Here is a 23,355-nt window from a genome sequence, read left to right as displayed (position 1 = left end):
CGGTCACAGACGCACCAGCATCTTGCCGAGGTTCTCCCCCCGCAGCAGGCCGAGGAAGGCCGCCGGGGCGTTCTCCAGCCCGTCGACGATCGTCTCGTCATACGACAGCGCGCCCTCGCGCAGCCAGCCGGAGACCTCCCGCACGAACTGCTCCCGCAGGTGGTTGTGATCGCTGACCAGGAAACCGCGCAGGGTCAGCCGCTTGCCGATGACCTGGGCCAGGTTGCGTGGGGCAGCCGGCGCCTCGGTGTCGTTGTAGTGCGCGATCATGCCGCAGATCGCCGCCCGGCCGTGCAGGTTCATCGACGAGATGGCGGCCTCCAGATGCTCGCCACCGACGTTGTCGAAGTAGACGTCGACGCCGTCGGGGGCGGCGGCCCGCAGGCTGTCGCGTACCGGGCCGTCGTGGTAGTCGAACGCGGCGTCGAAGCCGAGCGCCCGCAGCCGCTCGACCTTGGCCGCCGACCCGGCGCTGCCGATCACCCGCCCGGCCCCGCTGAGCCGGGCGATCTGGCCGACCATGCTGCCGACCGCGCCGGCCGCCCCGGAGACGAAGACCGTCTCACCCGGGCGCATGGCGGCCACCTCCAGCAGCCCGGCGTACGCGGTCAGCCCGGTCATCCCGAGCACACCGAGGTACGCGGTCACGGGCGCCAGACCCGGCTCGACCTTCCGGGCGGCCTTCGCCTCGACAAGCGCGTAGTCCCGCCAGCCGAGGCCGTGCAGCACGATGTCGCCCGGGGCGAACCCGTCGGCCTCGCCGCCGACCACCTCACCCACCGCCCCGCCGTCCAGCGGTGCGTCCAGGGCGAACGGCGGTACGTAGGACCGCACGTCGTTCATCCGCCCACGCATGTACGGGTCCACCGACATGTACTGGTTGCGCACGAGCAACTGCCCCGGGCCGGGCGTGGGAACCTCGGCGGTGACGAGCCGGAAATTGTCCTCGGTGGGCCAGCCCTGCGGGCGCGAGGCCAGCTGGATCTCACGGTTGGTGGGCACGGGGGTGTCCTTCCTCTGCCGTCGGGGCGGTGGCGCGGCGGGGCCGGGGCCAGATCACGGGTTGGCGAGGACCGCCAGGGCCTGCGCCACGGTGAACGCCTCCGCGTAGAGCGCCTTGCCGGCGATGACACCCTCCACACCTACCGACTCCAGGGTCGCCAGCGCCCGCAGGTCGTCCAGGGTGGAGACGCCGCCGGACGCGATCACCGGAGCGTCGGTACGGGCGCACACCTCGCGCAGCAGGTCCAGGTTCGGCCCCCGCATGGTGCCGTCCTTGGTGATGTCGGTGACCACGTACCGCGAGGCGCCCGCCTTGTCGAGCCGCTCCAGCACTTCGTACAGGTCCCCGCCGTCCCGGGTCCAGCCCCGGGCGGCCAGGGTCCGACCCCGCACGTCCAGCCCGATCGCGACCCGGTCGCCGTACTCCGCACAGACCCGGTCGCACCACTGCGGGTCCTCCAGCGCGGCGGTGCCGATGTTCACCCGCTCGGCACCGGTGGCCAACGCGGCACGCAGGGAGGCGTCGTCCCGGATGCCGCCGGACAGTTCCACCCGTACGTCGAGACGGCGCACCACCTCGGCGAGCAGCTCGGCGTTGCTGCCCCGACCGAACGCGGCATCGAGATCGACCAGGTGGATCCATTCGGCGCCGTCCCGCTGCCACGCCAGCGCGGCCTCCAGCGGGTCGCCGTAGGTGGTCTCGCTGCCCGCGGCGCCCTGCACGAGACGGACGGCCTGGCCGTCGGCGACGTCCACGGCGGGCAACAGGGTGAGGCTCATGTGTCTTGTCCCTCTCGCATGGTCAACGGCGGTCCAGGGCGATCACCACGATCACCGGCAGTACGAGCAACAGCAGCAGGATCAGCCCGACGCGCAGCGCCAGGTCGGGTACGAGCATCCAGATGAGGGCGATCGCGGCCAGGGTGAGCGCCACGATGGCGGCCCGCTCGCCCCGGGAGTATCTCGGCAGCCGGCCCGTGCGACCCCGACGCACCGTCGGCACCACCCGGCGGACCAGCGCCCGCCGGCGGGCCCGGCGGGCGGTGGCCCGCTCGCGCAGCACCCGCTGCCGGGCCGCCTCCGCCTCACGGGCCGCCCGGCGCTGGGCCCGTTCCCTGCTCACCGCGCCTCCCGGCGGTCGCCACCCACCGGCTCAGCCACCGGCGGGCACGGTGGCCAGCCAGTTGCGCAGCAACGCGGCACCGGTGTCGGCGGACTTCTCGGGGTGGAACTGGGCAGCCGACAAGGCGCCCCGTTCCACCGCCGCGACGAAGTCACAGTCATGGTGGGCGGTGGTCACCCGGGCCCCGGAGGCGGTCAGCGCGGCGGCGTCACCGACGGCGTACGAGTGGACGAAGTAGAACCGGCTGTCGGCGGGCAGGCCGGCGAAGAGCACCGAACCGACCGGCGCCTGCACGGTGTTCCAGCCCATGTGCGGCAGCCGGGCGGCGGCGAGCCGGGTGACCGTACCCGGCAGCAGGCCCAGTCCCTTGGTGACCACCCCGTGCTCGTCGCCGGACTCGAACAGGATCTGCATACCCACGCAGATCCCCAGCACCGGGCGGCCGGCGGCGACCCGCCCGGCGATCACCGGGCCAGCGCCGATCGCCTCGATGCCGGCCACGCAGGCGGCGAAGGCACCGACTCCGGGAACCACCAGACCGTCGGCGTCGGCCGCGGCGGCGAGGTCGCCGGTGACCAGCACGTCGGCTCCGGCCGCGGCCAACGCCCGCTCGGCGGAGCGCAGGTTGCCGGAGCCGTAGTCGAGCACCACGATCCGGCGCCGCCCACCCGGGACCGCCCCGCCGGGCCGGCCGGTCATGACCCGTCCCCCGGCAGCAGCCACAGCACGCCCGCGACGGTGGCCAGCACGGCCAGCAGGGCGGTGACCACCACCGCGCCGCGGGGTGCCCCCTGCCGGTGCAGGGACAGCGCCCCGCCGACCAGCACGCCGGCCAGGATCAGCAGCAACGTGGGCAGGATGCCGCTCACCGACGACACCTCCGCTGCCCCGTACCCCGGCCCGTCACAACGCCCCCTTGGTGCTGGGAATCGCCCCGCCGGCCGTCGGATCCACAGCGGTGGCCTCGCGCAGCGCCCGGGACACCGCCTTGAACTGCGCCTCGACCACGTGGTGGGCGTCCGGATTCCCGCCCGGCCGGGCCGCCCGCAGCACGTCCACGTGCAGGGTGATCCGGGCCGCCTGACCGAAGGACTCCCAGATGTGCCGGGTCATGCTTGTCGGGTACACCGGCCCGATGTACGGCGCCAGGGGCGGCTCGTCGTGCACCACGTACGGTCGGCCGGAGAGGTCGACGGCCGCCCGGACCAGCACCTCGTCCATCGGCACGGTGGCCGAACCGTACCGGCGGATGCCCGCCTTGTCGCCCAGCGCCTGGTCGAACGCGGCACCGAGGGCCAGCGCGGTGTCCTCCATCGTGTGGTGTGCGTCGATCTCCAGGTCACCCACGGTACGCACGGTCAGGTCGAAGCCACCGTGCCGGGCGATCTGGTGCAGCATGTGGTCGTAGAAACCGACCCCGGTGCTGATCTCGGCCACTCCGGTGCCGTCGAGGTCGACCTCGACCAGGACCTTGGTCTCCTTGGTGATCCGCTCCACCCGGGCGGTCCGGCTCATGGTGTGCCTTTCGTCGATCGCGGCTGCGGGGCGATGGAATCCTCGCGCTGAGTGCTGTCCACGGCGGCGAGGAAGGCGTCGGTCTCGGCGCGGGTGCCCGCGGTGACCCGCAGCCAGCCGGGCAGGCCCACGTCGCGCACCAGCACGCCGTGCGCCAGCAGCGCCCGCCAGGCGACCGACTGGTCGCCACCCACCTCGTACAGCACGAAATTGGCGTCGCTGTCGGCGACCCGCAGGCCACGGCGGCGCAGTTCGGTGACGATGCGGTCGCGCTGTCCGGCGATCTCGGCGACCGTACCGAGCAGGGCGTCGCGGTGTGCCAGCGCGGCCCGCGCGGCGGCCTGGGTGAGCGCGGAGAGGTGGTACGGCAACCGGACCAGCTGCACCGCCGTCACCACGGCCGGATCGGCGGCCAGGTAGCCCAGCCGGCCGCCGGCGAACCCGAACGCCTTGCTCATCGTCCGGGTCACCACCAGCCGTGGCTGCCCGGGCAGCAGCGCCAGGGCGCTCACCGTGCCCGGCCGGGCGAACTCCGCGTACGCCTCGTCGACCACCACCATGCCGGGTGCCACGTCGAGCACCGCGGCGATCACCGCCGGGTCGAGCGCGGTGCCGGTGGGATTGTTCGGCGAGCAGAGGAAGACCACGTCCGGCCGGTGCTCGCGGACCTGCGCGGCCGCTTCGTCGGCGGTGAGCGCGAAGTCCACACCCCGGCGGGCCGGCACCCACCGGGTGCCCGTGCCGAGGGCCAGCAGCGGATGCATCGAGTACGCCGGGGTGAACCCGAGCGCGCTGCGTCCCGGCCCGCCGAACACCTGGAGCAGTTGCTGCTGGATCTCGTTGGAACCGTTCGCCGCCCACACCCCGTCGGCGGTGAGCCCGTGGCCGAGGTACCCGGCCAGGTCGGCCCGCAACGCCAGCGCGTCCCGGTCGGGGTAGCGGTTGAGATCGCGCAGCTCGGCCGAGAGGGCCTTGCCGATCGCCTCGGCCACCGCCTCCGGCAACGGGTGGGAGTTCTCGTTGGTGTTCAGCCGCACCGGCACGTCCAGCTGCGGCGCACCGTACGGCGACAGCCCCCGCAGATCGTCACGGATCGGCAGGTCGTCCAGTCCGGTCATGCCGTGGCCTCGGTCTGCGCGCGTGGCACCGGCTCGCTCTCCGGGCTCCCGGCAGCGCCGGGGAACCGGGCGGTGACCGCCTGGCCGTGCGCCGGCAGGTCCTCCACGTTCGCCAGCGTCACCACGTGGCCGGCGACCTCCCGCAGCGCCTCCTCGGTGTACTCCACCACGTGCACGCCGCGCAGGAACGACTGCACCGACAGCCCGGACGAGTGGCGGGCGCAGCCCCCGGTGGGCAGCACGTGGTTGGAGCCGGCGCAGTAGTCGCCGAGCGACACCGGCGAGTACGCGCCCACGAAGACCGCCCCGGCGTTGCGTACCCGCATCGCCCACTGGCGGGCGTCGACCGTCTGGATCTCCAGGTGCTCCGCGGCGTACGCGTCGACCACCCGCAGCCCCGCCGCCAGGTCGTCGACAAGCACCACGCCGCTCTGCTCGCCGCCCAACGCGGTGCCGATCCGCTCGGCGTGCTTGGTCGCCGGGACCAGTCGGGCCAGCTCCCGGTCCACCGCATCGGCCAGCGCGACCGACGGGGTGACCAGCACACTGGCCGCGAGGGGATCGTGCTCGGCCTGGCTGATCAGGTCGGCCGCGACGTGCACCGGGTCGGCGGTGTCGTCGGCCAGGATCGCGATCTCGGTCGGGCCGGCCTCCGCGTCGATGCCGACCACCCCGCGCAGCAGCCGCTTCGCGGCGGTGACCCAGATGTTGCCCGGGCCGGTGATCATGTCCACCGGGGCGCAGTGCGCGCTGCCGGCGGCGTCGACGGCACAGCCGTACGCCAGCATCGCCACGGCCTGGGCACCGCCGACGGCGTACACCTCGTCGACGCCGAGCAGCGCGCAGGCGGCGAGCACCCGAGGATCGGGCAGGCCGCCGTTGTCCTTCTGCGGCGGGCTGGCCACCACCAGCGACCGGACGCCGGCCGCCTGGGCGGGCACCACGTTCATCACCACTGTCGACGGGTACATCGCCAGCCCACCGGGGACGTAGAGACCGACCCGGTCGACCGGGATCCACCGCTCGGTGACCGTGCCGCCCGGCACGACCTGGGTGGTGTGGTCGACCCGCCGTTGATCCGCGTGCACCCGCCGGGCCCGGGCGATCGACTCCAGCAACGCCGCCCGGACCTGGCTGTCAAGCGTGCCCTCGGCCGCCGTGATGGCCGCCGCGGGCACCCGCAGCACCTCCGGGGCGACCCCGTCGAACCGCTCGCTGGCCTCGCGGACCGCCGGATACCCATGCTCGCGCACCGCCGTGACGATCGGGCGGATGCGCTCGACAGCCACCGAGACGTCGAGCTGGGCGCGAGGCAGCAGGTGGCGCGGGTCACGGGCGCCACCGCGCAGGTCGATCCGGTTCAACACGCCTGCGAGTCTAGGCGGCCGTCCGCCGGGCCGACCGGCACCGCCCGCTGTCCGGGACGGTGAGCCGGGACACGCCGCCGGCCGCCGATCGGGCTACGCTTGATCACGTGACCGCACGGCTACCGGTGTTTCCGCTCGCCACGGTGCTCTTCCCGGGGCTGGTACTGCCGCTGCACATCTTCGAGGAGCGCTACCGCGCTCTGATCCGGCACCTGGTCGCGCTGCCCGAGGGCGCACCGCGCGAGTTCGGGGTGGTGGCCATCCGCAGCGGCTGGGAGGTCGCCTCCGGCGCCGGTCAGCGGGTGTCCGGTGGCGCAGAGGTCACCCTGCACGAGGTGGGCTGCACGGCTGAGCTGCGGCAGGTCACCGAGTTGGACGACGGGGGCTTCGACATCGTCACCGTGGGGCGGCGGCGATTCCGGGTGGGCGAGGTCGACCGTGACTCCGCGCCGTACCTGACCGCCGACGTGCAGTGGCTGCCCGAACCGGACGGCCCGGACGAGACCGCCGACCTGCTGGCGGCCCGGGTGATCGCCGTCTTCCGGCAGTACCTGGGCCTGATCCGGGACGAAGCCGGTCAGCTGACCGAGCAGCTGCCCGAGGACCCGACGGTGCTGTCCCACCTGGTCGCCGCGACCGCGGCGCTGACGGTCGCCGACCGCCAGCGACTGCTCGCCATCGACGGCACGGCGGCCCGGCTGCGCGCCGAGCTGCACCTGCTCAACCGCGAGGCGGCTCTGCTGCGCCAGGTGCGGGCGGTTCCGGTGCCGCTGGCGGAGCTGGCGGCGCCCCCGCCGGCTCCGAACTGACCTCTCCCGGCCCCGGGGGCAGCGACGGATACGCGGCGAGCCAGGCCGCGTCCGGCTCCGGCCCCGCTGGCTTCGGCGCCGCTGGCGGCTGCGCGGCGAGCCATGCCAGGTCCGGCTCCGGCTCGGGCCGCAGCGACGGCCACCGGGACCAGCCGGCGAGCAGGGTGTACGTCACCGCGGCGGCGAACGCCGGCAGCAGCACGTTGCCGTAGGGCACCGGCAGCACCCCGAGGAACAGTTCGATCCCGCCGGCCCGCAGGTCGGCCGGCTTGCTGAAGCGCGTGCCGTCCGGAGCGGTCTCCAGCAGCCGCTGGTAGCCGGACAGTCCGACCCGACGCCCCAACTGCCAGGCGACCAACGCGGCGGCGAGCCCACCGGCCGCCGCGACGACCAGGCCGACAGGTCCCCGGTAGCGACGCAGCAGGAACCACACGGCGAGCGCGGCGAGCACCCCGAACACCAGCCCGAGCAGGCTGAACCACCCGTCGGCGGCGATCGGCTGCTCCGGCTGCGCCTGCCCGTACACCGCGCCGTCGCCGCTCTTGATGACCGGCGTGGCCGGCGCGATCGCCGCCCAGAGCCACCCCAGCGGCGCCCCCAGCAGGCCCATCACCAGCACTGTGGCCGCCCCGAACGCCACCACCCGGCCAGGTCCACCCGGCCGCCCGGTGGTCGGCACGGCGGCTTCGGCGGACGGCCCGGCGGGCTCGCTCCCCGACCTGCTGGTCGCCCCGGCGGCCGGCTCGGCGGTCGCGGTGGTCGGCCCGGCGGCCTCGGTGGCGGACCCGGCGGCCTCGGTGGCCGGCTCGGCGGTCTCGGCGGACGACTCGGCGGCCTTCGCCGGGTCGTCCGCCGGGTCGGTCGGGAGGGCCGCCGGGGGCCGTGCGGGCGGTTCGGCGGCGGGGGTGGTCGGGCTCACCCGATGATCCTCGCAGCTACCGTCATCGGTCGTACACCGTGTCGCGGGAGCAGGTGGCCGACAGCCCGGATGCGGTCAGCGGCCGAACGGCTCCAGCATCGCCGATGCCGCCCGCAGCCAGGCCTGTCGGGTCTCGCCCTGAAGCTGGTGGTACTCGATCGAGGAGCCGGTCTCCAACGCCGGGTCGTACGGCACCACGGTCACCGCCCGGGTCCGGGTGGCGAAGTGCCGTTCCAGGTCGTTCTGCAACGGCAACCGGCCCGGAGTGGGGCAGGAGATCAACGTCACGGCGTTGTCGGCCAGCTCACCCATCCCCTCCTCGTGCAACAGGTCGAGCATCCAGTCCGCGCTGAACGCGGCGTCCTCGCGGGGCACCGTGGTGACCACCAGCTGATCGGCGGCCTGCATGACGGTGCGCCAGTTCGGGCTCTCCACGTTGTTGCCGGTGTCCACACAGATCACGTCGTGGGTGCGGCGCAGCAGTTCCAGTACCCGCTTGACGGTGAACTGGTCCAGTCGTTGGGCGAACCGGGGGCTCTCCTCACCGGCGAGCACGTCGTACGAGCCGTCGGAGGCGTGCCGCAGGTAGTCGTCCAGGATCTCCAGCAGCTCGGCACCCTCCCGGATCTCGATCTGGACGAGATCGGTGACCAGGTGCCGGATCGTGCGGGCATGCCGGGCGCTGCCGGCGCGCAGCCCGAGCGTGCCACGCAACTCGTTGTCGTCCCAGGCCAGCACGCCTCGGCCGCGTACGCTGCCGACGGTGGCCGCGGCCAGCACGGTGGCCGTCGTCTTGTGCACCCCGCCCTTGGGGTTGGCGAAGGCGATCACCCGGGGGCTGCCCAGGTCGCGACGGAGCACGGCGGCGGCCCGTTCGAGGTCGCTGCCGGCGCTCTGCGCACGCCACTCGATGCGGCCCGGGCGGCCGGCCACGGTGGCCGGCGGCGCCGCCGGTGGTGCCACAGCCGGCGGTGCCACCGCCGGCAACGGTGCCGCCGGTGGCACCTGGACCGGTGGCGCCACGGCCGGCGGCGCCACCGCCGCCGAGGACGGCTGGTAGCCGCCGTTGTCCAGCAGGGCGTACCGGGACTCCACCGGTGGCGCGGCGTGCCGGTAGCCGTTGTCCAACAGGGTGTACCGCGACTCGACCGGCTCCGGCCGGCGCGGCTCCGGCACCGGTGCCGGGTACGGCGGCTGCCCCGGCTGTCCCCGGTACGGCTGGACGGGACGCGCCGGATCGACCCGGTAGGCGGGTTCGGCGCGGTAGGCCGGCTCCTCGCCGTACGACCGGTCCGCCGGCTGCCCGACGGCCGGCACCCGCCCCGCGTAGCCGGTGCCGGGCCCCCGTCGCGGCAACGGTTCGGGCGACGGTGACGGCGGCGGCTCCTCGGCCCGCCGCTCGGTGGCCGCCGGCTCTGCGCTGCGACCGCCGAGGCGGGCTCGGTCGAGCAGCGCCCGCCATCGCGGTGCCGGTTCGGCGGGTCGTCCCCAACCGGTCTCGCTGCCCTCCACGGATCGCCTCCCCAGCGCTTCGGTCTCCGTCTGACAGGCTACGAACGAAAGCCTATTGAGGCCACACCGGGCGGCACCCGGATGTGTCGACAACCATCATGGTGTCGGCTCTGGATCACCCTCGTCGACCATGTCTGCCGAGGTGGAAGGCGTCCGGGTGGAAGCCGAGGGCACCGGCGGGGGCAGCGGCGGTGACGGTGACGAATCCGTCACCTCCGGCGCTGCCGGCGAGCGGTTCGCCACGGTCGGCTCCGGCGTCGGCGGGCTGGCGGTGGCAGTGGCAGTGGCGCTCGCGGTCGGCTCCGGTGTGGCCGTCCGGTCAACCGGTGGCCGGACGACGTCCCGCTGCTCGGGCAGCGGCGGGGTGAAGACCGTCCGCTCCAACCGCCGGACCTCAGGAGCCGGATCCACCACCCGCACCCCGGACCGGGCCGCCACACCGCGCAGCTTCGCCGGCTCGGCGCGGACCACAAGTGCGTAGAGACAGGCGCACTCGGTCCGGTACGCGACCGCTTCCGCCGCCGCGACCTGGGCGCCGCTGAGGTACAGGTCGCGCAGCTCGCGTTCCTGCGGCCCACCGCCGCCCAACGCGGTGGCCCGGGCGCGGTAGTCGGCGGCCTCCCGCTCCTTCCGCTCGGCGAGCCTGGCCATCCCGGCCGACACGTCCTCCGGCACCCGCTGGGCCGGGATGCGGACGATCTCGGTCTGCCGCTCCGGCAGCGGCACCCGTCCGAACACCACAGCGACTCCCACGTCACCGACCACCGCGGCGAGCCGAGCCGGGGTGAGGTACTCGTTGAGCGAGACCAGCGCGTACGTGCCGTCGCCGAGCGACCGGCCGGCCAGCGCGGCCAGGTCGGCCGCCGCGTCCGCCTCGTAACGGGGGATGGAGTCGCCCTCGACCACGCCCACCCGGGTCACCTCACCGACCGTGCGGTCCTGCGCGGGCGGGCCGCCGGTGGCGAGCACCGCCGTGGCCAGCACCGCGGCGCACGACAGCATCGCCACCCACCCGAGCAGCGGGGTACGGCTCGGACCGTGGCCCAGCCGGGTCACCGTTGCCGCGAGGCGGGGCAGCAGTCGCTGGTCCAACTTCCGCAGCAGATCGCCGGCGCGCACGGGCGGTCCCCTCGTCGGTCGGTCGGAACGGGCGGACGCGTCAGTCGCGGAGGATGTCCAGCGCGCGTCCCAGATCGTCAGGGTAGTCGCTGACGAACCGGACCTCGTCCCCCGTACGGGGGTGCTCGAAGCTCAACTCTCTGGCGTGCAACCACTGCCGGTCCAGTTTGAGCCGGGCGGCGAGTGTCGGATCGGCGCCGTACGTGAGGTCACCCACGCACGGATGCCGCAGCGTCGAGAAGTGCACCCGGATCTGATGGGTCCGGCCGGTCTCCAGCCGCACGTCGACCAGGCTCGCGGACGGGAACGCCTCGATGGTGTCGTAGTGGGTGATGCTCGGCTTGCCGCCGGAGACCACCGCCCAGCGGTAGTCGTGGTGCGGGTGCCTGTCGATCGGGGCGTCGATGGTGCCGCGCAACGGGTCCAGGTGCCCCTGCACCACCGCGTGGTAGCGCTTCTCCACCTCCCGGTACTTGAAGGCCCGCTTCAGCACGCTGTACGCCTGCTCGCTCTTGGCCACCACCATGACGCCTGTGGTGCCGACGTCGAGCCGGTGCACGACGCCCTGACGCTCGGCCGCACCGCTGGTGGCGATCGTGTGCCCGATCGCGGCGAGCCCACCGATCACCGTCGGGCCGGTCCACCCCGGGCTGGGATGCGCGGCCACGCCGACCGGCTTGTCGATCACGACGATGTCGTCGTCGGCGTACACCACGCGCAGCCCGGGCACCGCCTGGGGCACCACCACGGGTGCCGTGGCCGGCGCGGGCAGCGTCACCTCCAGCCAGGAACCCGCCCGCACCTTGTGCGAGTTGGGCCGTACCGCACCGTCCACCAGTGCCTCCCCGGCGTCGACGAGCGCGGCGGCGGCGGTACGGGAGAGGCCGAACAGCCGGGCGACGGCCTGGTCCAGCCGCATTCCGTCGAGTCCGTCGGGCACCGGCAGGCTGCGCTGGTCGCCGCCGGCGGCGAAGGTGGCCGTCACGCCCGCTCCCGCCGTCCGCCGTCGCTGTCGGTGGTGCTCTGTTCGCCTGCCCCGGCGGGCTGCCGGTCGGCGGTACCGTCGGCGGCCGGTGTGTCGTCCCGATCGGCGTCGCTGCGCCGGTCGTCGGCCAGCGCCCGGGTGCCGTCACGCTGACGCCCGGTGAACTCCAGCCCGACGGCGAGCAGCACGCCACAGACCAGGGCGCTGTCGGCGACGTTAAAGATCGGGAAGACCCGACCGTACGGGTCGAAGACGCTGAACATGTCCACCACGTGCCCGACGAACCAGCCCGGCGCCCGGAAGATCCGGTCGAGCAGGTTGCCGACGACGCCGCCGACCACCAGGCCCAGCGAGATCGCCCACGGAACCGAGCGCAGCGTCCGCGCCATCCAGGCGATCCAGCCCAGCACCCCGATGGCGATGATCGGGAAGATGAAGGTGTAGTCCTTACCGAGACTCCACGCGGCCCCGCTGTTGCGGGTCAGCGACAGGTAGAGCGCCCCACCCAGCAGCCGCACCGGCTCGCGGTCGCTCAGTTCCTGGAGCGACAGGTGCTTGGTCAACAGGTCGACGGCCAGCGCGAACACCGCGAGCGAGAGAAGGATCGTGACGGACCGGCGCCGCGATCTCGTGGCGGTGCCTGACCCGGTGGTGCCGGATCCAGCGGGCGGTGCTGCGCTCATCTGCTCCCCATCGACGATCGCGGCGGTGCCGTCGCACCACCACGCACGGACGCCGGGGAGCGAGCCGTCAGCGCCGCTCCTCCAGCTGCTTGCAGGTCACGCAGAGGGTGGCGGACGGGAAGGCGGCCAGCCGCTCCACCGGGATGGGGTTGCCGCACCGCTCGCACCAGCCGTAGCCACCCTCGTCGAGCCGCTCCAGGGCGCGCTCGACCTGCGTGATCCGTTCCAGGATGCTGTTGGCGAGGGAGATCTCCTGCTCCCGCTCGAACGTCTTGGTGCCGGTGTCGGCCTGGTCGTCCCCGGCCGAGTCGGTGAGGCGGTCGCGCTGCAGCTCGGTGATCTCGCTCAGCGTCTGATCGTACTCGGCTCGCAGTTCCTCGTGCCGCGCCGCCAGCGCGGCCCGGATCTTCTCGGTCTCCGCGGCGCTGCGGGTGGACTTCGCCGCAGGCTTGCGGCCGGCGGTCCTGGTGTCGGCTGGCTTGGCCATCGTCGCTCCCTCGGCCACGGAGCCGCGGTGAGTCCGCGACGCCTCGACAGGGGCCGCCAGCATCGGCCGCCCCAGGTACAAAACGGGCGCGCGGCGACGGGGCCGCGCACTCCGGAGGTTGGCAAGGATACGGAACGTAAAGGCGTCCGACAACGTGCCGCACCGGAACGCCCGCTCCACCCCGATCACTGCCATTTCAGGGCAAAGGGAACGCTAGCAGATGACCGCGACTCACCCGGCCGGTTCCGCGCCGTCCCGTAGCCGCCTCAGCCGGCCGGCCAGATCGGGCCCGGACGGGGTGACCAGGAAGAGCTTGTCCCTGCTCGCCGCGCCGGTACGCAGCGACACGGCGGCCGGCCGGACGCCGAGCGCGGCGGCCAACGCCCGACGGGCCGCCTCGGTGGCCCGACCGTCGGCCGCTGGAGGATGCACCGCGATGACCAGAGCGGGCCCGTGCGGGCCGTCGAACCGGCCACCCACGCGGGCCCTGGAGGCGCCCGGCTTCACCCGTACGGCGACGGTGAGCGCATCGTCCATCGAGGCCAGCTCAGTGGCGTTCGGATTCCGACAGCAACACGCTGTCCGGTGTGCAGTGGGCGCAGGGGGTGAAGCCGAGTTCGACCGCCTCCGCGACGGGCAGCGGCTCGTGCTCCCGGCCGACCAGGTGCGGACACTCGGCGAGGTGGTAACGCGGTCGACCGTCGACGACCCGTACCTCGTCCGCGAGGCGGGCCACCCGGGCCGCCTGCTCAGCTGTGGTCTCCTCGGCCCCGGGCTCGTCGTCGTAGCCGTCGGCGAAGCTCAGCCGCTCGCGCGGCTCGGCCACCGGCGAGCCGGGTGGTTGCCGCCACCCGACGTCGCCGGTGTCCATGTCTGCCGAGGTCTGCTGAGTCGGTATGCCCGGCTCACGCCCGCCGCCGGCGCGACGCGCCTGGCCATCCGGGACGCCGCCGCTGGGAGCCGAGGCGCGGCCGGCCGCCTGGCGGGCGCCCGCGACAAGTGCCACGGCGGCCAGCAGGCTGGCCCCGATCGAGACGACAAGCAGCGGGCTGGAGCCACCGGCCAGGCCGAAGACCAGCAGCACCACCGCGACGAGGATGAGCGCGAGACTGATGACTATCATTGCTCACCCTCGCCGTGTCGTACCGATGAGGCAGGGCGGGTGATCGCCGCGCTGGCGGCAGTCACCGACCCGGTTCAGCGACCGGCCTCAAGCGCGCCGGAGCGGCCCCCGCCGTAGGATCCGGCGAGACCCGCCGCAGCGAGCCCGTTGCCGGCGGCCCGGGCACCCTCGCCGCGGGTCATCTCGGCCTCCAGGCCCTGACCACGGCCGTCGAGGTCACGCAGCTGGCTCTCCAGGTACGCCTTGAGCCGGGTGCGGTACTCCCGCTCGAACTGCTTGAGCTCCTCGATGTGCTTCTGCAGCGCGGTGCGCTTGGCGTCCAGGCCGCCCATGGCCTCCTGGTGCCGCTGCCGAGCGTCGCGCTCCAGCGCGTCGGCCTTGGCACGGGCCTCGCGGGTGACCTCCTCGGCCTTGGAACGGGCCTCGGAGAGCAGCTGGTCGGCCTCGCGGCGAGCGTCGGAGACGTGGTCGTCAGCGGTGCGCTGGGCCATCATCAGCACCCGCAGCGCCTGCTGCTCGCCGTCAGGGCCGGCCACGGCGCCACCGACGCCAACGGAGCGGACCTGCTCCAGCTCGGCCTGCATGGCGCGGGCGGCCTGCTCGGCGGCGGCCTTGTCGCGCTGCACCCGGTCGAGCTGGGCCTTGACGTCGTTCAGTTCGGCCGCCAGGCGGGCGTCGCCGCCGGGGCCTGCGGGGGCACCGCCCCGCCCACCGCGCTCCACCTGGGCGCGCAGTTCGTTGTTCTCCTCGATCAGACGGGCGAGTTCGCGCTCGACCTCGTCCAGGAAGGCGTCGACCTCCTCCTCGTCGTAGCCCCGCTTGCCGATCGGCGGCTTCTTGAAGGCGACGTTGTGGACGTCGGCCGGGGTCAGCGGCATCGAAACTCCTCGGGTCAGTTGCGGCCGCGATAGCGCGTCGGTCATCAGGCGGTCCTGATGATCGCCGGCTCTAACACAAACCTCATCAGCACGAACAGGATAACCAGGAGCACAAGGGAGGCCAGGTCGATGCTCACGGTACCAATTCGCAGCGGAGGGATCACACGCCTCAACGCCCGGAGCGGGGGATCAGTGACGCTCCACACGGATTCCAGTCCGGCTGACGCTCCCCGACCGGGCTGCCAGCGTCGGCCGTACTGCAACACCGCGCTCAGTACGAAACGGGCCAAAAGAACGATCAGGAAGATGTACGTGGTCAGGTAGAGAACCTGTAACAAGATCGACAACACGGTAGGCGACGTCCCTCAGGTCGGGCGGGTCAACTCAGGCTGAAGAACCCGCCCTCAGCGATCTTGGCCTTGTCCTCCGCGGTGACCTGGACATTGGCCGGTGAGAGCAGGAACACCCGGTTGGTCACGCGCTCGATCGTACCGCGCAGCCCGAAGGCCAGCCCGGCGGCGAAGTCCACCAGACGGCGGGCATCCGCCTCGTCCATCTCGGTGAGGTTGATGATCACCGGCACCCCGTCGCGGAAGTGCTCCCCGATGGTGCGCGCCTCGCGGTAGGTGGTCGGGTGCAGCGTGGTGATCTGGTAACGCTGCTCCTCCTCCGGCACCAACGCACGCTCGCGCGGCTGCACCTGCGGTGCCAGGGCGAGGTTGTCCCGGGTGTGGTACGTCAGCGCGCCCGACGGCTCGCCGGTGGACCGGGTGATCGACCGCACGCTGGACCGCTCGGCCCGTTCGGGGCGCTCGGACTCCAACCGCTCGGCCTCACCCAACCGGCCCGGCCGCTCGCTCAGCCGACCACGGTCACCCAGCCGTGGACGAGGTGCCGGCGGCTCCTCCGCCTCATCCTCCTCGTCGGCGAACTCCTCGGCGTACCGGCTCTGCCGGTAGCGCGACTCCCGGTAGCCACCCTTTTCGTAGCCACCGTCGTCGTAGGCCCGCTCGTCGTCCTCTTCGACAAGTCCGAGCCAGACCCCCGCCTTGCGCAGTGCACCCATCCCCGCGCCCTTCCCGTCCGCCGTGCGGCACACGCCCCCGCCGTGTCGCCTGTCGCGAGTGGACCATCCCTGCCCACCGGACAGGAACGGCAATCCCCCGACGCGCAATTCGCGTTGCACGTCACGCCCCCCGTCGCCGGGAAGGCCGTTCCCACAAACAACACTGATGTAATTTGCTTCCCTCGCGGCCAGGCTACCGCAGCGTGGGACGCATTCCGAGCAACGCGCTACCGACGCGGACATGTGTCGCGCCGTGACCGATCGCCGCCTCCAGGTCGCCGCTCATGCCGGCGGACAGTTCCGTGGCCTGCGGATGCTCCGCCCGCACCTGCGCCGCGACCGTGGCCAGCCGGGCGAACGCCCGCTCCGGCTCCCAGCCCAGCGGCGCCACCGCCATCAGGCCGGCCAGCCGCAGCCCACCGGCGGCGGCGACCGCCTCGGTGACCGGGCCGAGGCCGACGTCCGGATCGGCCGAGTCCGGCACGGCGCCGCCCCGTGCCGAATCACCGTCGATGCTGACCTGCACCAGCACGTCCAACGGCCGGTCCCGACCGACGGACGTGGCGGCCGCGTCCAACGCGGACGCCAACCTGACGCTGTCGACGGACTGGACCACGTCCGCGTACCGCAGCACCGACTTGACCTTGTTGCGCTGCAACCGGCCGACGAAATGCCAGCGCGGGGTGACCCCGGCGGCAGCGACCTGCGCCGCCTTGGTCGCCGCCTCCTGGTCACGGTTCTCCCCCACGTCGGTCACGCCGAGGCCGACCAACGTCACCACGTCGGCGGCCGGATAGGTCTTGGTGACCGCGATCATGGTCACCTCGGCCCGGTCCCGGCCCGCGGCGGCGCAGGCGTCGGCGATGCGGGAGCGTACGCGGGCGAGCCCGGCGGCGATCTCCGCGCGCCGGTCGGCTTCCGCCGGGGCTTGGCTGTCGGTCATCGGTGGTGTTCAGGACCCGTTCTTCAGGAAGTCGGGCACGTCCACGTCGTCGAAGAGCACCCGGCGCGGCGACTGCGGCGTGGCCGGAGCGGCCGGCGATGGCAGGACCGGCGTGCTCGGCTGCGCGGGCTGGTTCTGGTTGGTCTTGCGGGCCGGCTCGGCCGCCTTGTACGCCGGGGTGCCGCCGTCGAAGCCCGCCGCGATCACGGTGACCCGCACCTCGTCGCCGAGCGCGTCGTCGATGACCGCGCCGAAGATGATGTTCGCGTCCGGGTGCGCCGCGTCGGTGACCAGCTGGGCCGCGTCGTTGATCTCGAACAGGCCGAGATCGGAACCACCGGCGATGGAGAGCAGCACCCCACGGGCACCGTCCATGCTCTGCTCCAGCAGCGGGCTGGAGATGGCCGCCTCGGCGGCCTCGACCGCACGGTTCTCGCCGCGGGCGCTACCGATGCCCATCAGCGCGCTGCCCGCGCCGCTCATCACGCTCTTGACGTCGGCGAAGTCCAGGTTGATCAGACCCGGCGTGGTGATCAGGTCGGTGATGCCCTGCACACCGGAGAGCAGCACCTGGTCCGCCGTCCGGAACGCGTCCATCATGCTGATGTTGCGATCGCCGAGGGCCAGCAGCCGGTCGTTGGGAATGACGATCAGGGTGTCGCACTGGTTGCGCAGCTCGTCGATGCCGGCCTCGGCCTGCACCTGGCGGCGCTTGCCCTCGAAGGAGAACGGACGGGTGACCACGCCGATGGTCAACGCACCGAGCTTCCGGGCGATGTTCGCCACCACGGGCGCGCCGCCGGTGCCGGTGCCACCACCCTCACCGCAGGTCACGAAGACCATGTCGGCCCCCTTGAGGACCTCCTCGATCTCGTCGCGATGGTCCTCGGCGGCGTTCTTGCCGACGTCCGGATTGGCGCCGGCGCCCAGCCCACGGGTCAGTTCGCGGCCGACGTCGAGCTTGACGTCGGCGTCGCTCATCAGCAGCGCCTGCGCGTCCGTGTTGATCGCGATGAACTCGACGCCCTTGAGCCCAACCTCGATCATCCGGTTGACGGCGTTGACGCCGCCACCCCCGATGCCGACGACCTTGATGACCGCCAGGTAGTTGTGCGGAGGTGTCATCTCCGGTCCTTTCCCTTCGAGATCGGCTACTCCCCGACCGGCTACGGCCTGGCCGGACCGACGGTCGACGCAGCTACCACCACCGAGGTTGAGAGGTAAACCCTCACCCTCTACTAGAGGGTTAGAGTTATGTCAACCACTGATCCTCTTCGGGGCAACGTAAGCGCAGCCGAGCGATGAGCCAAGGACCTCTCCGGCGTGTCGCCGGTGTAGCGAGACGGGTCACCACTGACCGGCCGCTCACCGGAAGGTGACCACGTCCGGCGCGCTCACGTCGATCCGGGCCGCGTCCTGGTCGAGCAACGCGGTGGCCACCCGTGCCTTGTCCGCGCCACGGGTCGCGTCGCCCCAGAACACAGTACGGTCGTCCTGCAACTTCAGGCTGATCCGCGCCAGACCCTCGACACTGAGCTCGACCAGCTGGTCGAGCAGCTCCGGGGTGAGCGCACCGAGCACCTCCAGACCGGCCTGGGTGTCCGGATCCTCCGGACCCGGCGTGGCCAGCCGTACCAGCGGCAGGCCGCCCGGGCGCTGCGGAACCGTCCGGAACACCACCCCGGCGGCGTCGACCACCGCGAACTGCTCGCCGCGCGGCACCACCGCCACACCCGTACGCTCGGTCAACCGCACCACCAACGCGTCCGGCCAGTCCCGGGTCACGGTGACCCGTTCCACCGGCGGCAGCGCACCGATCCGGCCGGCCAGCGCGGCCAGGTCCACCCGGGCCAGCGGAGCACCGTCCGGCACCCCCGCCGCGTCCCGCACCTGCACCGCCGTCACCAGCTCGGCGCCTTCCACCCGCACCTCGCGTACCCCGAACAGGCCGGTGCCCAGCAACGTCCACGCCACCAGCCCGGCCACCGCGAGCAGGCCACCGGCCACCGCCCAGGGCAGCGCCGCGCGCATCCGGCGACGCCGGGCCCGGGCCATGAACCGCCGGGTGGAGGCGGGTACCGCGTCGCTGCCGGCGCGTACCAGCTGCCACCTGCGGACGGGGCGACGCCCCGCACCACCGTCCACACCGGTGCCGCGCCCCCGGGCCGGGCCGGGACTCATTCCGCGACGGGCGCCGCGCCGTCCACGCCGACGACCCCGGGGATACTGCCCCCGATGCTCGTCGACCCGCCGGCCGCCCCACCGGCGACGGTGCCGGTCAGCGTCTGCGCACCGGCGGTACGCGCCGCCAGCGCGGCCAGCAGCTCGTCGCCCATCAGCGAGATCGGCGGGGCACCCATCGTCACCACCACGTCACCGGAACGGGCCCGACGGGCCACCTCAGCCGGCGCGGCCTCCCACGTGTCGACGAAGACCTTCCGCTCCGCCGGCAACGACACCGCCTCGACAAGCGCCGTCGAGCCCTCGCCCGGGGCACGCTGCTCGCCCGGCCCGAAGACCTCCAGCAGCACCAACTCGTCGGCGATCGCCAGCGCCTCGGCGATCTCCGCCTGCAACTCCCGGGTCCGGTAGACCCGGTAGGGCTGGAAGACGACGATCAGCCGACCGTCGCCGGCCACCTCGCGCAACGTCCGCAGGGCCAGTGTCATCGAGGTCGGGTGGTAGGCGTACTCGTCGTAGACCAGCACCCCGTCGACGACACCCTTGCGCTCGAAGCGACGGCGCACCCCCGGGAAGGCCGCCAACGCGGCCTCCGCCGCCGGCAGCGGCAACTCCAGCAGGTACGCGGCCAGCACCGCCGAGGCGCTGTTCAGTCCCATGTGGCGGCCCGGCACCGGCAGCCGGAACTCGCCGAGCGAACGACCGTCGACGTGGGCGAGGTAGCGCACCCCCCGCGCCGAGGAGGCCATGTCGGTCAGCCGCAGGTCGGCGTCCTCGGCCTCCCCGTAGGTGTACACCCGACGCCCCTCGGCGCGCAGCGTCGCCGCCAGCCGCCGGCCACCCGCGTCGTCGGCACAGGTGATGACGAAGCCGTCCGGATCGGTGAGCCGGGCGAATTCGGCGAAGGCGGCCTCCAGGTTGGCCAGGTCGCCGTAGGTGTTCAGGTGGTCCGCCTCGACGTTCGTGATGATCGAGACGAACGGGCGGTAGATGAGAAAGGAGCGGTCGCTCTCGTCGGCCTCGACCACGAAGTACTCGCCGGTACCGTGGTGCGCCCCGGAGCCCCCCTCGGAGATCTCCCCACCGATCACGAAGGACGGATCCGCACCCGCCTGCTGAAGCACCATGGTGACCATGGAGGTGGTGGTGGTCTTGCCGTGGGTACCGGCGACGGCCACGGTACGGCGACCGGTCATCGCCGCCGCGAGGGCCTCCGAGCGGTGCAGCACCCGCAGCCCGCGCCGCCGCGCCTCGACCATCTCCAGATGGTCCGCGGGGATCGCCGAGGAGTACACGACCGTGTCGACCCCGTCGAGGTTCGCCGTCTCATGCGTCATGTGGATGGTCCCGCCGAGCGCCCGAAGGCCGGCCAGCGACGGCCACTCGCGCAGTTCGCTACCGGAGACCGGCAGGCCCCGGGTGAGGAAGAGCCGGGCCAGCCCGCTCATGCCGACCCCACCCACACCGATCAGGTGAATGTGGCCGAGATCCTCGGCGGTCAGCGTGCCCGCCGGGCTGAACGTGGTCATCGGGTCACCGCCTCGTAGACGAAGTTGAGCAGTGCCTCGTCGCCGTCGCGCCGCCCGTAGGCGGCCGCGGCGGTACCCATCGCGTGCAGCCGCTGCGGGTCACGGATCAGCGGGATCACCGTGCGTTCGAGCCAGTCCGGCGTCACCTCGGCGTCGTCGACGAGCAGGCCACCACCGGCCTCGACCACCGGCAGCGCGTTGCGCTTCTGTTCCTGGTTGCTGTGCGGGTACGGCACATAGATGGTCGGCAGCCCGATCGCGGCCACCTCGGCGCAGGTCATCGCCCCGCCCCGACCGAGCATCAGGTCCGCCGCCGCGTACCCGGCGTCCATGTCGGACAGGTACGGCAGCGTCACGTACGGCACCGGCAGGTCGGTCGGGACCGACACCGGCTCGTTGCGGGCACCGATCACGTGCAGCACCTGGACGCCGTTGCGCGCCAGCTCCTTCGCCGCTCCGGCGACCGCGAGGTTGATCGACCGGGCGCCCTGCGAACCACCTGCGACGAAGAGCACCGGCAGGTCGGGGCGGAGCCCGAAGTGGGCCCGCGCGGCATTGCGCATCGCCACCCGGTCGAGCCCGGCGATGCTACGCCGCAGCGGCACGCCGACCACCCGGGCATCGCGCAGCGACTCGGCCTGCGCCGGTTGATGCGGGAAGCCGACCGCGACGTGCTTTGTGAACTTCATGCCCAATCGGTTGGCCACCCCCGGGGGCACGTTGACCTCGTGGATCACGATTGGCAGTTCCCGCCGCCAGGCGGCCAGGTAGGCCGGCACCGAGACGTACCCACCGAAGCCGACCACCACGTCGGCGCGTACCTCGTCGATGACCTTGCCCGCGGCGCGGGCCGCGGTCCACATCCGGCCCGGGGTACGGACCAGGTTCATGTTTATCGACCGGGGCAACTGGTAGGCCGGGATGTTCCGCAGGTCGTAACCGGCCGGCGGAATCAGCTCGTTCTCCAGGCCCTTCGGTGTGCCGAGGCAGGTGATCCGGACGCCGGGGTCGTGCCGGCGCAGGCAGTCGGCGAAGGCGAGCAACGGGTAGATGTGCCCCCCGGTGCCACCTCCTGCGAGCACCACCGAACGCAGCGGACCCATCAACGTCTCCTCTCGTCCGCCGACCCGCCGCGACCCCGGCCGTCCCGGGTGCCACGCGGTGCGGCCTGGTCGTCCCTGCGCCGCTTGCGTGCCTGGGGCACGGAACCCCGGGCGGTCGACGGCGGCGCCACGCGGCGCCGCCGGCCGGGAAGCGGCGGCAACGGTGCCCACACTAGTCGGACCCACCGGGCCGGCGGACGGGCATGCAGGGCCCGCGCCGCATCCGGTTCCGCGCGGGCGAACGAGGCCAGCATGCCGACCGCCGCGAGGGTGACCACCAGGGCACTTCCGCCGTCGGAGATGAAGGGCAGCGGCACACCGGTCAGCGGCAGCAGCCCGATCACCCCACCGATGTTGATGAACGCCTGACCGACGAGCCACGCGGTGGCCCCCGCCGCGGCCAACCGACGGAACGGGTCCTCGACCCGCCGGGCGATGCGCAGGCCGGTGTAACCGAGCACGGCGAAGAGGGTGACCACCACCGCGCAGCCGACCACCCCGAGTTCCTCGGCGATCACCGCGAAGATGAAGTCGTTCTCCGCGGCCGGCAGCCACGCCCACTTGGTCCGCCCCTGGCCCAGCCCGGTGCCGAACCAGCCGCCGTTGGCGATGGCGTACCGGGCCTGGACCATCTGGTAGCAGAGCTGCTCCTTGCAGGCGTCCAGCGGCGGCGGACTGAAGAAGACGGTGAGCCGGGCCAGCCGGTAGTTCTCCTCACCCCGTACGCCGGAACCGGCACCGAGCGAGGCCACCGCGACCAGCAGGCCGATGCCGAGCAGCCCGATGGCGCTGAGCGCGGCGAAGACCCGCAGCCGGACCCCGGCCGCCCAGAGCAACCCGACGACCAGGGCCAGCAGGCAGAGCATGCTGCCCAGGTCGTTGTAGCCGACCAGGACGAAGAGCAGCCCCACCACCGGGAAGAGCGGCGTGGCCAGTTCCCGCCACCAGCCCAGCGCCGCGCCCTTGCGGGCGAGCACGTGCGCACCCCACAGCACCAGCGCGAACTTCGCCAGCTCCGAGGGTTGCAGACTGATCCCGCCGATGTACAGCCAGAGCAGCTCGGCCTCCAGCGGGCCGATCTTCGCGTCGCCGTTGGTCAGCCGCCCGTACGCGACAAGCAGGTTCAGCAGCACCAGCAGACCCACCGCGACCGCCAGGGTCGGCCGGCCCAGGGCCCGGTAGGTGCGCGCCGGCAGGCGTTGGCAGGCCCAGAAGGCCACGATGCCGATCACCGCGAAGATCGCCTGCTTGGTCAGCGACGCCGAGGCGTTGCCGCCCTGGGCGTAGTCCCGCACGCTGGTGGCCGAGAAGACCATCGTCAACCCGATAAGCAGCAGCAGCCCGGCGCTGGCCAGCAACAGGTGATAGGAGGCCAACGGCCGGGACAGCAGGCCCCGCAGCGCCGCCAGCGACCCCACCGCGTCCAGCCCACGCCACGGGCCGTCGGCGTCGGCGCCGGCACCCGTGGTGGAGCCACGCGGCGCGCCGGTACCGCCGGAGGACCCCTCCCGTCCGGCTCCGGATCCCGTCGTCGTCGAGCCGGCGGGACGCGCCGGATCAGCCCTGCCCGATCCGCGGGGCGTGCCGCCGTCGCCCGGCCGCGCCGTGGCGGCCCCCGCGCCTCGACCGCCGCTCAGCCGCCGCCCCGGCACCCCGCCGTCTGTTTCTCGCGCCTCCCCCACAGCGCCATCATCGCCGCTGCCGGCACCCGGCACCGCCGCTATCGCCCACTCGGCGTGTCGCCCTTGCGCCAACCACCCTCCGCTGTCCCACCATCACCCATCCCAACCACGTTGATCAAGAAGTTTGGGGGGGGGTGCAGGGGGGGGGGGGGGCCCCCGCACCAATGAGGATAAAAGGGTTTAGGTGATGGGGGGTGTGGGTGGTTTGGAG

General features: G+C 73.0%; 26 protein-coding genes. 1 reads left to right on the top strand and 25 read right to left on the bottom strand.

What is annotated here, in order from left to right; all coding sequences use genetic code 11:
• Positions 1-3: 3 nt before the first annotated feature.
• Genes AB0I71_RS24925 through hisD form a run of 8 tightly spaced genes read right to left on the bottom strand, consistent with a single transcriptional unit; the run spans position 4 to position 6,125 of the window.
• On the bottom strand, positions 4-1,002 hold the full coding sequence (locus AB0I71_RS24925; RefSeq protein WP_357588507.1) for an NADP-dependent oxidoreductase: 999 nt from the start codon (positions 1,000-1,002) through the stop codon (positions 4-6).
• 54 nt (positions 1,003-1,056) lie between these two features.
• Positions 1,057-1,782 (bottom strand): bifunctional 1-(5-phosphoribosyl)-5-((5-phosphoribosylamino)methylideneamino)imidazole-4-carboxamide isomerase/phosphoribosylanthranilate isomerase PriA, encoded by a 726-nt coding sequence (gene priA, locus AB0I71_RS24920; protein WP_357588505.1) that lies wholly within the window; start codon positions 1,780-1,782, stop codon positions 1,057-1,059.
• A gap of 22 nt (positions 1,783-1,804) precedes the next feature.
• Entirely contained in the window at positions 1,805-2,125 is a 321-nt protein-coding gene (locus AB0I71_RS24915) for a hypothetical protein (RefSeq protein ID WP_357588503.1), read from the bottom strand.
• A gap of 30 nt (positions 2,126-2,155) precedes the next feature.
• Positions 2,156-2,824, bottom strand: a complete 669-nt coding sequence (gene hisH, locus AB0I71_RS24910; protein WP_357588501.1) for an imidazole glycerol phosphate synthase subunit HisH — start codon at positions 2,822-2,824, stop codon at positions 2,156-2,158.
• Positions 2,821-3,003: a hypothetical protein gene (locus AB0I71_RS24905; protein ID WP_357588499.1), complete on the bottom strand. Its 183-nt coding sequence runs from the start codon at positions 3,001-3,003 to the stop codon at positions 2,821-2,823. The genes hisH and AB0I71_RS24905 overlap by 4 nt, the downstream gene beginning before the upstream one ends.
• A 25-nt stretch (positions 3,004-3,028) precedes the next feature.
• The gene (hisB, locus tag AB0I71_RS24900) at positions 3,029-3,640 is read right to left on the bottom strand and encodes an imidazoleglycerol-phosphate dehydratase HisB (protein ID WP_155219117.1); all 612 of its coding nucleotides are present in this window, start codon (positions 3,638-3,640) and stop codon (positions 3,029-3,031) included.
• Positions 3,637-4,758 (bottom strand): histidinol-phosphate transaminase, encoded by a 1,122-nt coding sequence (locus tag AB0I71_RS24895; RefSeq protein WP_357588497.1) that lies wholly within the window; start codon positions 4,756-4,758, stop codon positions 3,637-3,639. The genes hisB and AB0I71_RS24895 overlap by 4 nt, the downstream gene beginning before the upstream one ends.
• Entirely contained in the window at positions 4,755-6,125 is a 1,371-nt protein-coding gene (gene hisD, locus AB0I71_RS24890; protein ID WP_357588495.1) for a histidinol dehydrogenase, read from the bottom strand. The genes AB0I71_RS24895 and hisD overlap by 4 nt, the downstream gene beginning before the upstream one ends.
• 107 nt (positions 6,126-6,232) lie before the next feature.
• Between hisD and AB0I71_RS24885 the strand changes: the two genes are divergently transcribed.
• Positions 6,233-6,934, top strand: coding sequence for an LON peptidase substrate-binding domain-containing protein (locus AB0I71_RS24885; RefSeq protein WP_357588493.1), 702 nt, complete (start codon positions 6,233-6,235; stop codon positions 6,932-6,934).
• Here AB0I71_RS24885 and AB0I71_RS24880 read toward each other — a convergent pair.
• The 17 genes from AB0I71_RS24880 to AB0I71_RS24800 form a co-directional block, all read right to left on the bottom strand.
• Positions 6,846-7,853: a DUF2567 domain-containing protein gene (locus tag AB0I71_RS24880; protein ID WP_357588491.1), complete on the bottom strand. Its 1,008-nt coding sequence runs from the start codon at positions 7,851-7,853 to the stop codon at positions 6,846-6,848. The two genes, AB0I71_RS24885 and AB0I71_RS24880, sit on opposite strands and share 89 nt — an antisense overlap.
• Positions 7,854-7,928: 75 nt before the next feature.
• Positions 7,929-9,365, bottom strand: a complete 1,437-nt coding sequence (locus AB0I71_RS24875) for an AAA family ATPase (protein WP_357588489.1) — start codon at positions 9,363-9,365, stop codon at positions 7,929-7,931.
• Between the two features lie 96 nt (positions 9,366-9,461).
• Positions 9,462-10,484 carry a hypothetical protein gene (locus AB0I71_RS24870; RefSeq protein ID WP_357588487.1) on the bottom strand — a complete coding sequence of 341 codons (1,023 nt, stop codon included), beginning with the start codon at positions 10,482-10,484 and terminating at the stop codon, positions 9,462-9,464.
• A gap of 40 nt (positions 10,485-10,524) precedes the next feature.
• Positions 10,525-11,469 (bottom strand): RluA family pseudouridine synthase, encoded by a 945-nt coding sequence (locus AB0I71_RS24865; protein WP_357588485.1) that lies wholly within the window; start codon positions 11,467-11,469, stop codon positions 10,525-10,527.
• Complete coding sequence (gene lspA, locus AB0I71_RS24860) at positions 11,466-12,152, bottom strand: signal peptidase II (protein WP_357588483.1); 687 nt, start codon at positions 12,150-12,152, stop codon at positions 11,466-11,468. The genes AB0I71_RS24865 and lspA overlap by 4 nt, the downstream gene beginning before the upstream one ends.
• Before the next feature lie 67 nt (positions 12,153-12,219).
• Positions 12,220-12,639 (bottom strand): TraR/DksA C4-type zinc finger protein, encoded by a 420-nt coding sequence (locus tag AB0I71_RS24855; RefSeq protein WP_164449180.1) that lies wholly within the window; start codon positions 12,637-12,639, stop codon positions 12,220-12,222.
• Positions 12,640-12,870: 231 nt separating this feature from the next.
• Entirely contained in the window at positions 12,871-13,176 is a 306-nt protein-coding gene (locus AB0I71_RS24850; protein ID WP_357588480.1) for a DUF167 domain-containing protein, read from the bottom strand.
• Between the two features lie 10 nt (positions 13,177-13,186).
• Positions 13,187-13,762 carry a hypothetical protein gene (locus AB0I71_RS24845; protein ID WP_357588478.1) on the bottom strand — a complete coding sequence of 192 codons (576 nt, stop codon included), beginning with the start codon at positions 13,760-13,762 and terminating at the stop codon, positions 13,187-13,189.
• 74 nt (positions 13,763-13,836) lie between these two features.
• Complete coding sequence (locus AB0I71_RS24840; protein ID WP_093401139.1) at positions 13,837-14,640, bottom strand: DivIVA domain-containing protein; 804 nt, start codon at positions 14,638-14,640, stop codon at positions 13,837-13,839.
• Positions 14,641-14,684: 44 nt separating this feature from the next.
• Entirely contained in the window at positions 14,685-14,990 is a 306-nt protein-coding gene (locus AB0I71_RS24835) for a YggT family protein (RefSeq protein WP_309223421.1), read from the bottom strand.
• Positions 14,991-15,019: 29 nt separating this feature from the next.
• The gene (gene sepF, locus AB0I71_RS24830) at positions 15,020-15,706 is read right to left on the bottom strand and encodes a cell division protein SepF (RefSeq protein WP_357588476.1); all 687 of its coding nucleotides are present in this window, start codon (positions 15,704-15,706) and stop codon (positions 15,020-15,022) included.
• A gap of 193 nt (positions 15,707-15,899) precedes the next feature.
• Positions 15,900-16,649, bottom strand: coding sequence for a YggS family pyridoxal phosphate-dependent enzyme (locus AB0I71_RS24825; RefSeq protein ID WP_357588474.1), 750 nt, complete (start codon positions 16,647-16,649; stop codon positions 15,900-15,902).
• 9 nt (positions 16,650-16,658) lie between these two features.
• Positions 16,659-17,774, bottom strand: coding sequence for a cell division protein FtsZ (gene ftsZ / locus AB0I71_RS24820; RefSeq protein WP_357588472.1), 1,116 nt, complete (start codon positions 17,772-17,774; stop codon positions 16,659-16,661).
• Positions 17,775-18,014: 240 nt separating this feature from the next.
• Positions 18,015-18,794 carry an FtsQ-type POTRA domain-containing protein gene (locus tag AB0I71_RS24815; RefSeq protein ID WP_357588620.1) on the bottom strand — a complete coding sequence of 260 codons (780 nt, stop codon included), beginning with the start codon at positions 18,792-18,794 and terminating at the stop codon, positions 18,015-18,017.
• A gap of 32 nt (positions 18,795-18,826) precedes the next feature.
• Positions 18,827-20,359 (bottom strand): UDP-N-acetylmuramate--L-alanine ligase, encoded by a 1,533-nt coding sequence (murC, locus tag AB0I71_RS24810; RefSeq protein ID WP_357588470.1) that lies wholly within the window; start codon positions 20,357-20,359, stop codon positions 18,827-18,829.
• Positions 20,356-21,462 (bottom strand): undecaprenyldiphospho-muramoylpentapeptide beta-N-acetylglucosaminyltransferase, encoded by a 1,107-nt coding sequence (gene murG / locus AB0I71_RS24805; protein WP_357588468.1) that lies wholly within the window; start codon positions 21,460-21,462, stop codon positions 20,356-20,358. Before murG ends, murC begins: the two co-directional genes overlap by 4 nt.
• Positions 21,462-22,871, bottom strand: coding sequence for a putative peptidoglycan glycosyltransferase FtsW (locus AB0I71_RS24800; protein ID WP_357588618.1), 1,410 nt, complete (start codon positions 22,869-22,871; stop codon positions 21,462-21,464). The genes murG and AB0I71_RS24800 overlap by 1 nt, the downstream gene beginning before the upstream one ends.
• Positions 22,872-23,355 lie beyond the last annotated feature (484 nt).

It is taken from the genome of Micromonospora sp. NPDC049891 (assembly GCF_040660295.1).
GTDB lineage: Bacteria > Actinomycetota > Actinomycetes > Mycobacteriales > Micromonosporaceae > Micromonospora.
This window is presented reverse-complemented; position numbering and strand designations above follow the sequence as displayed.

Bases quoted from the DNA above. Each gene is read 5' to 3' on its own strand.
- AB0I71_RS24840 (WP_093401139.1), bottom strand. From the start codon at position 14,640: ATGCCGCTGACCCCGGCCGACGTCCACAACGTCGCCTTCAAGAAGCCG.
- AB0I71_RS24845 (WP_357588478.1), bottom strand. From the start codon at position 13,762: ATGATAGTCATCAGTCTCGCGCTCATCCTCGTCGCGGTGGTGCTGCTG.
- sepF (WP_357588476.1), bottom strand. From the start codon at position 15,706: ATGGGTGCACTGCGCAAGGCGGGGGTCTGGCTCGGACTTGTCGAAGAG.
- lspA (WP_357588483.1), bottom strand. From the start codon at position 12,152: ATGAGCGCAGCACCGCCCGCTGGATCCGGCACCACCGGGTCAGGCACC.
- AB0I71_RS24825 (WP_357588474.1), bottom strand. From the start codon at position 16,649: ATGACCGACAGCCAAGCCCCGGCGGAAGCCGACCGGCGCGCGGAGATC.
- AB0I71_RS24895 (WP_357588497.1), bottom strand. From the start codon at position 4,758: ATGACCGGACTGGACGACCTGCCGATCCGTGACGATCTGCGGGGGCTG.
- hisH (WP_357588501.1), bottom strand. From the start codon at position 2,824: ATGACCGGCCGGCCCGGCGGGGCGGTCCCGGGTGGGCGGCGCCGGATC.
- hisB (WP_155219117.1), bottom strand. From the start codon at position 3,640: ATGAGCCGGACCGCCCGGGTGGAGCGGATCACCAAGGAGACCAAGGTC.
- priA (WP_357588505.1), bottom strand. From the start codon at position 1,782: ATGAGCCTCACCCTGTTGCCCGCCGTGGACGTCGCCGACGGCCAGGCC.
- ftsZ (WP_357588472.1), bottom strand. From the start codon at position 17,774: ATGACACCTCCGCACAACTACCTGGCGGTCATCAAGGTCGTCGGCATC.
- AB0I71_RS24855 (WP_164449180.1), bottom strand. From the start codon at position 12,639: ATGGCCAAGCCAGCCGACACCAGGACCGCCGGCCGCAAGCCTGCGGCG.
- murG (WP_357588468.1), bottom strand. From the start codon at position 21,462: ATGGGTCCGCTGCGTTCGGTGGTGCTCGCAGGAGGTGGCACCGGGGGG.
- AB0I71_RS24850 (WP_357588480.1), bottom strand. From the start codon at position 13,176: ATGGACGATGCGCTCACCGTCGCCGTACGGGTGAAGCCGGGCGCCTCC.
- murC (WP_357588470.1), bottom strand. From the start codon at position 20,359: ATGACCACGTTCAGCCCGGCGGGCACGCTGACCGCCGAGGATCTCGGC.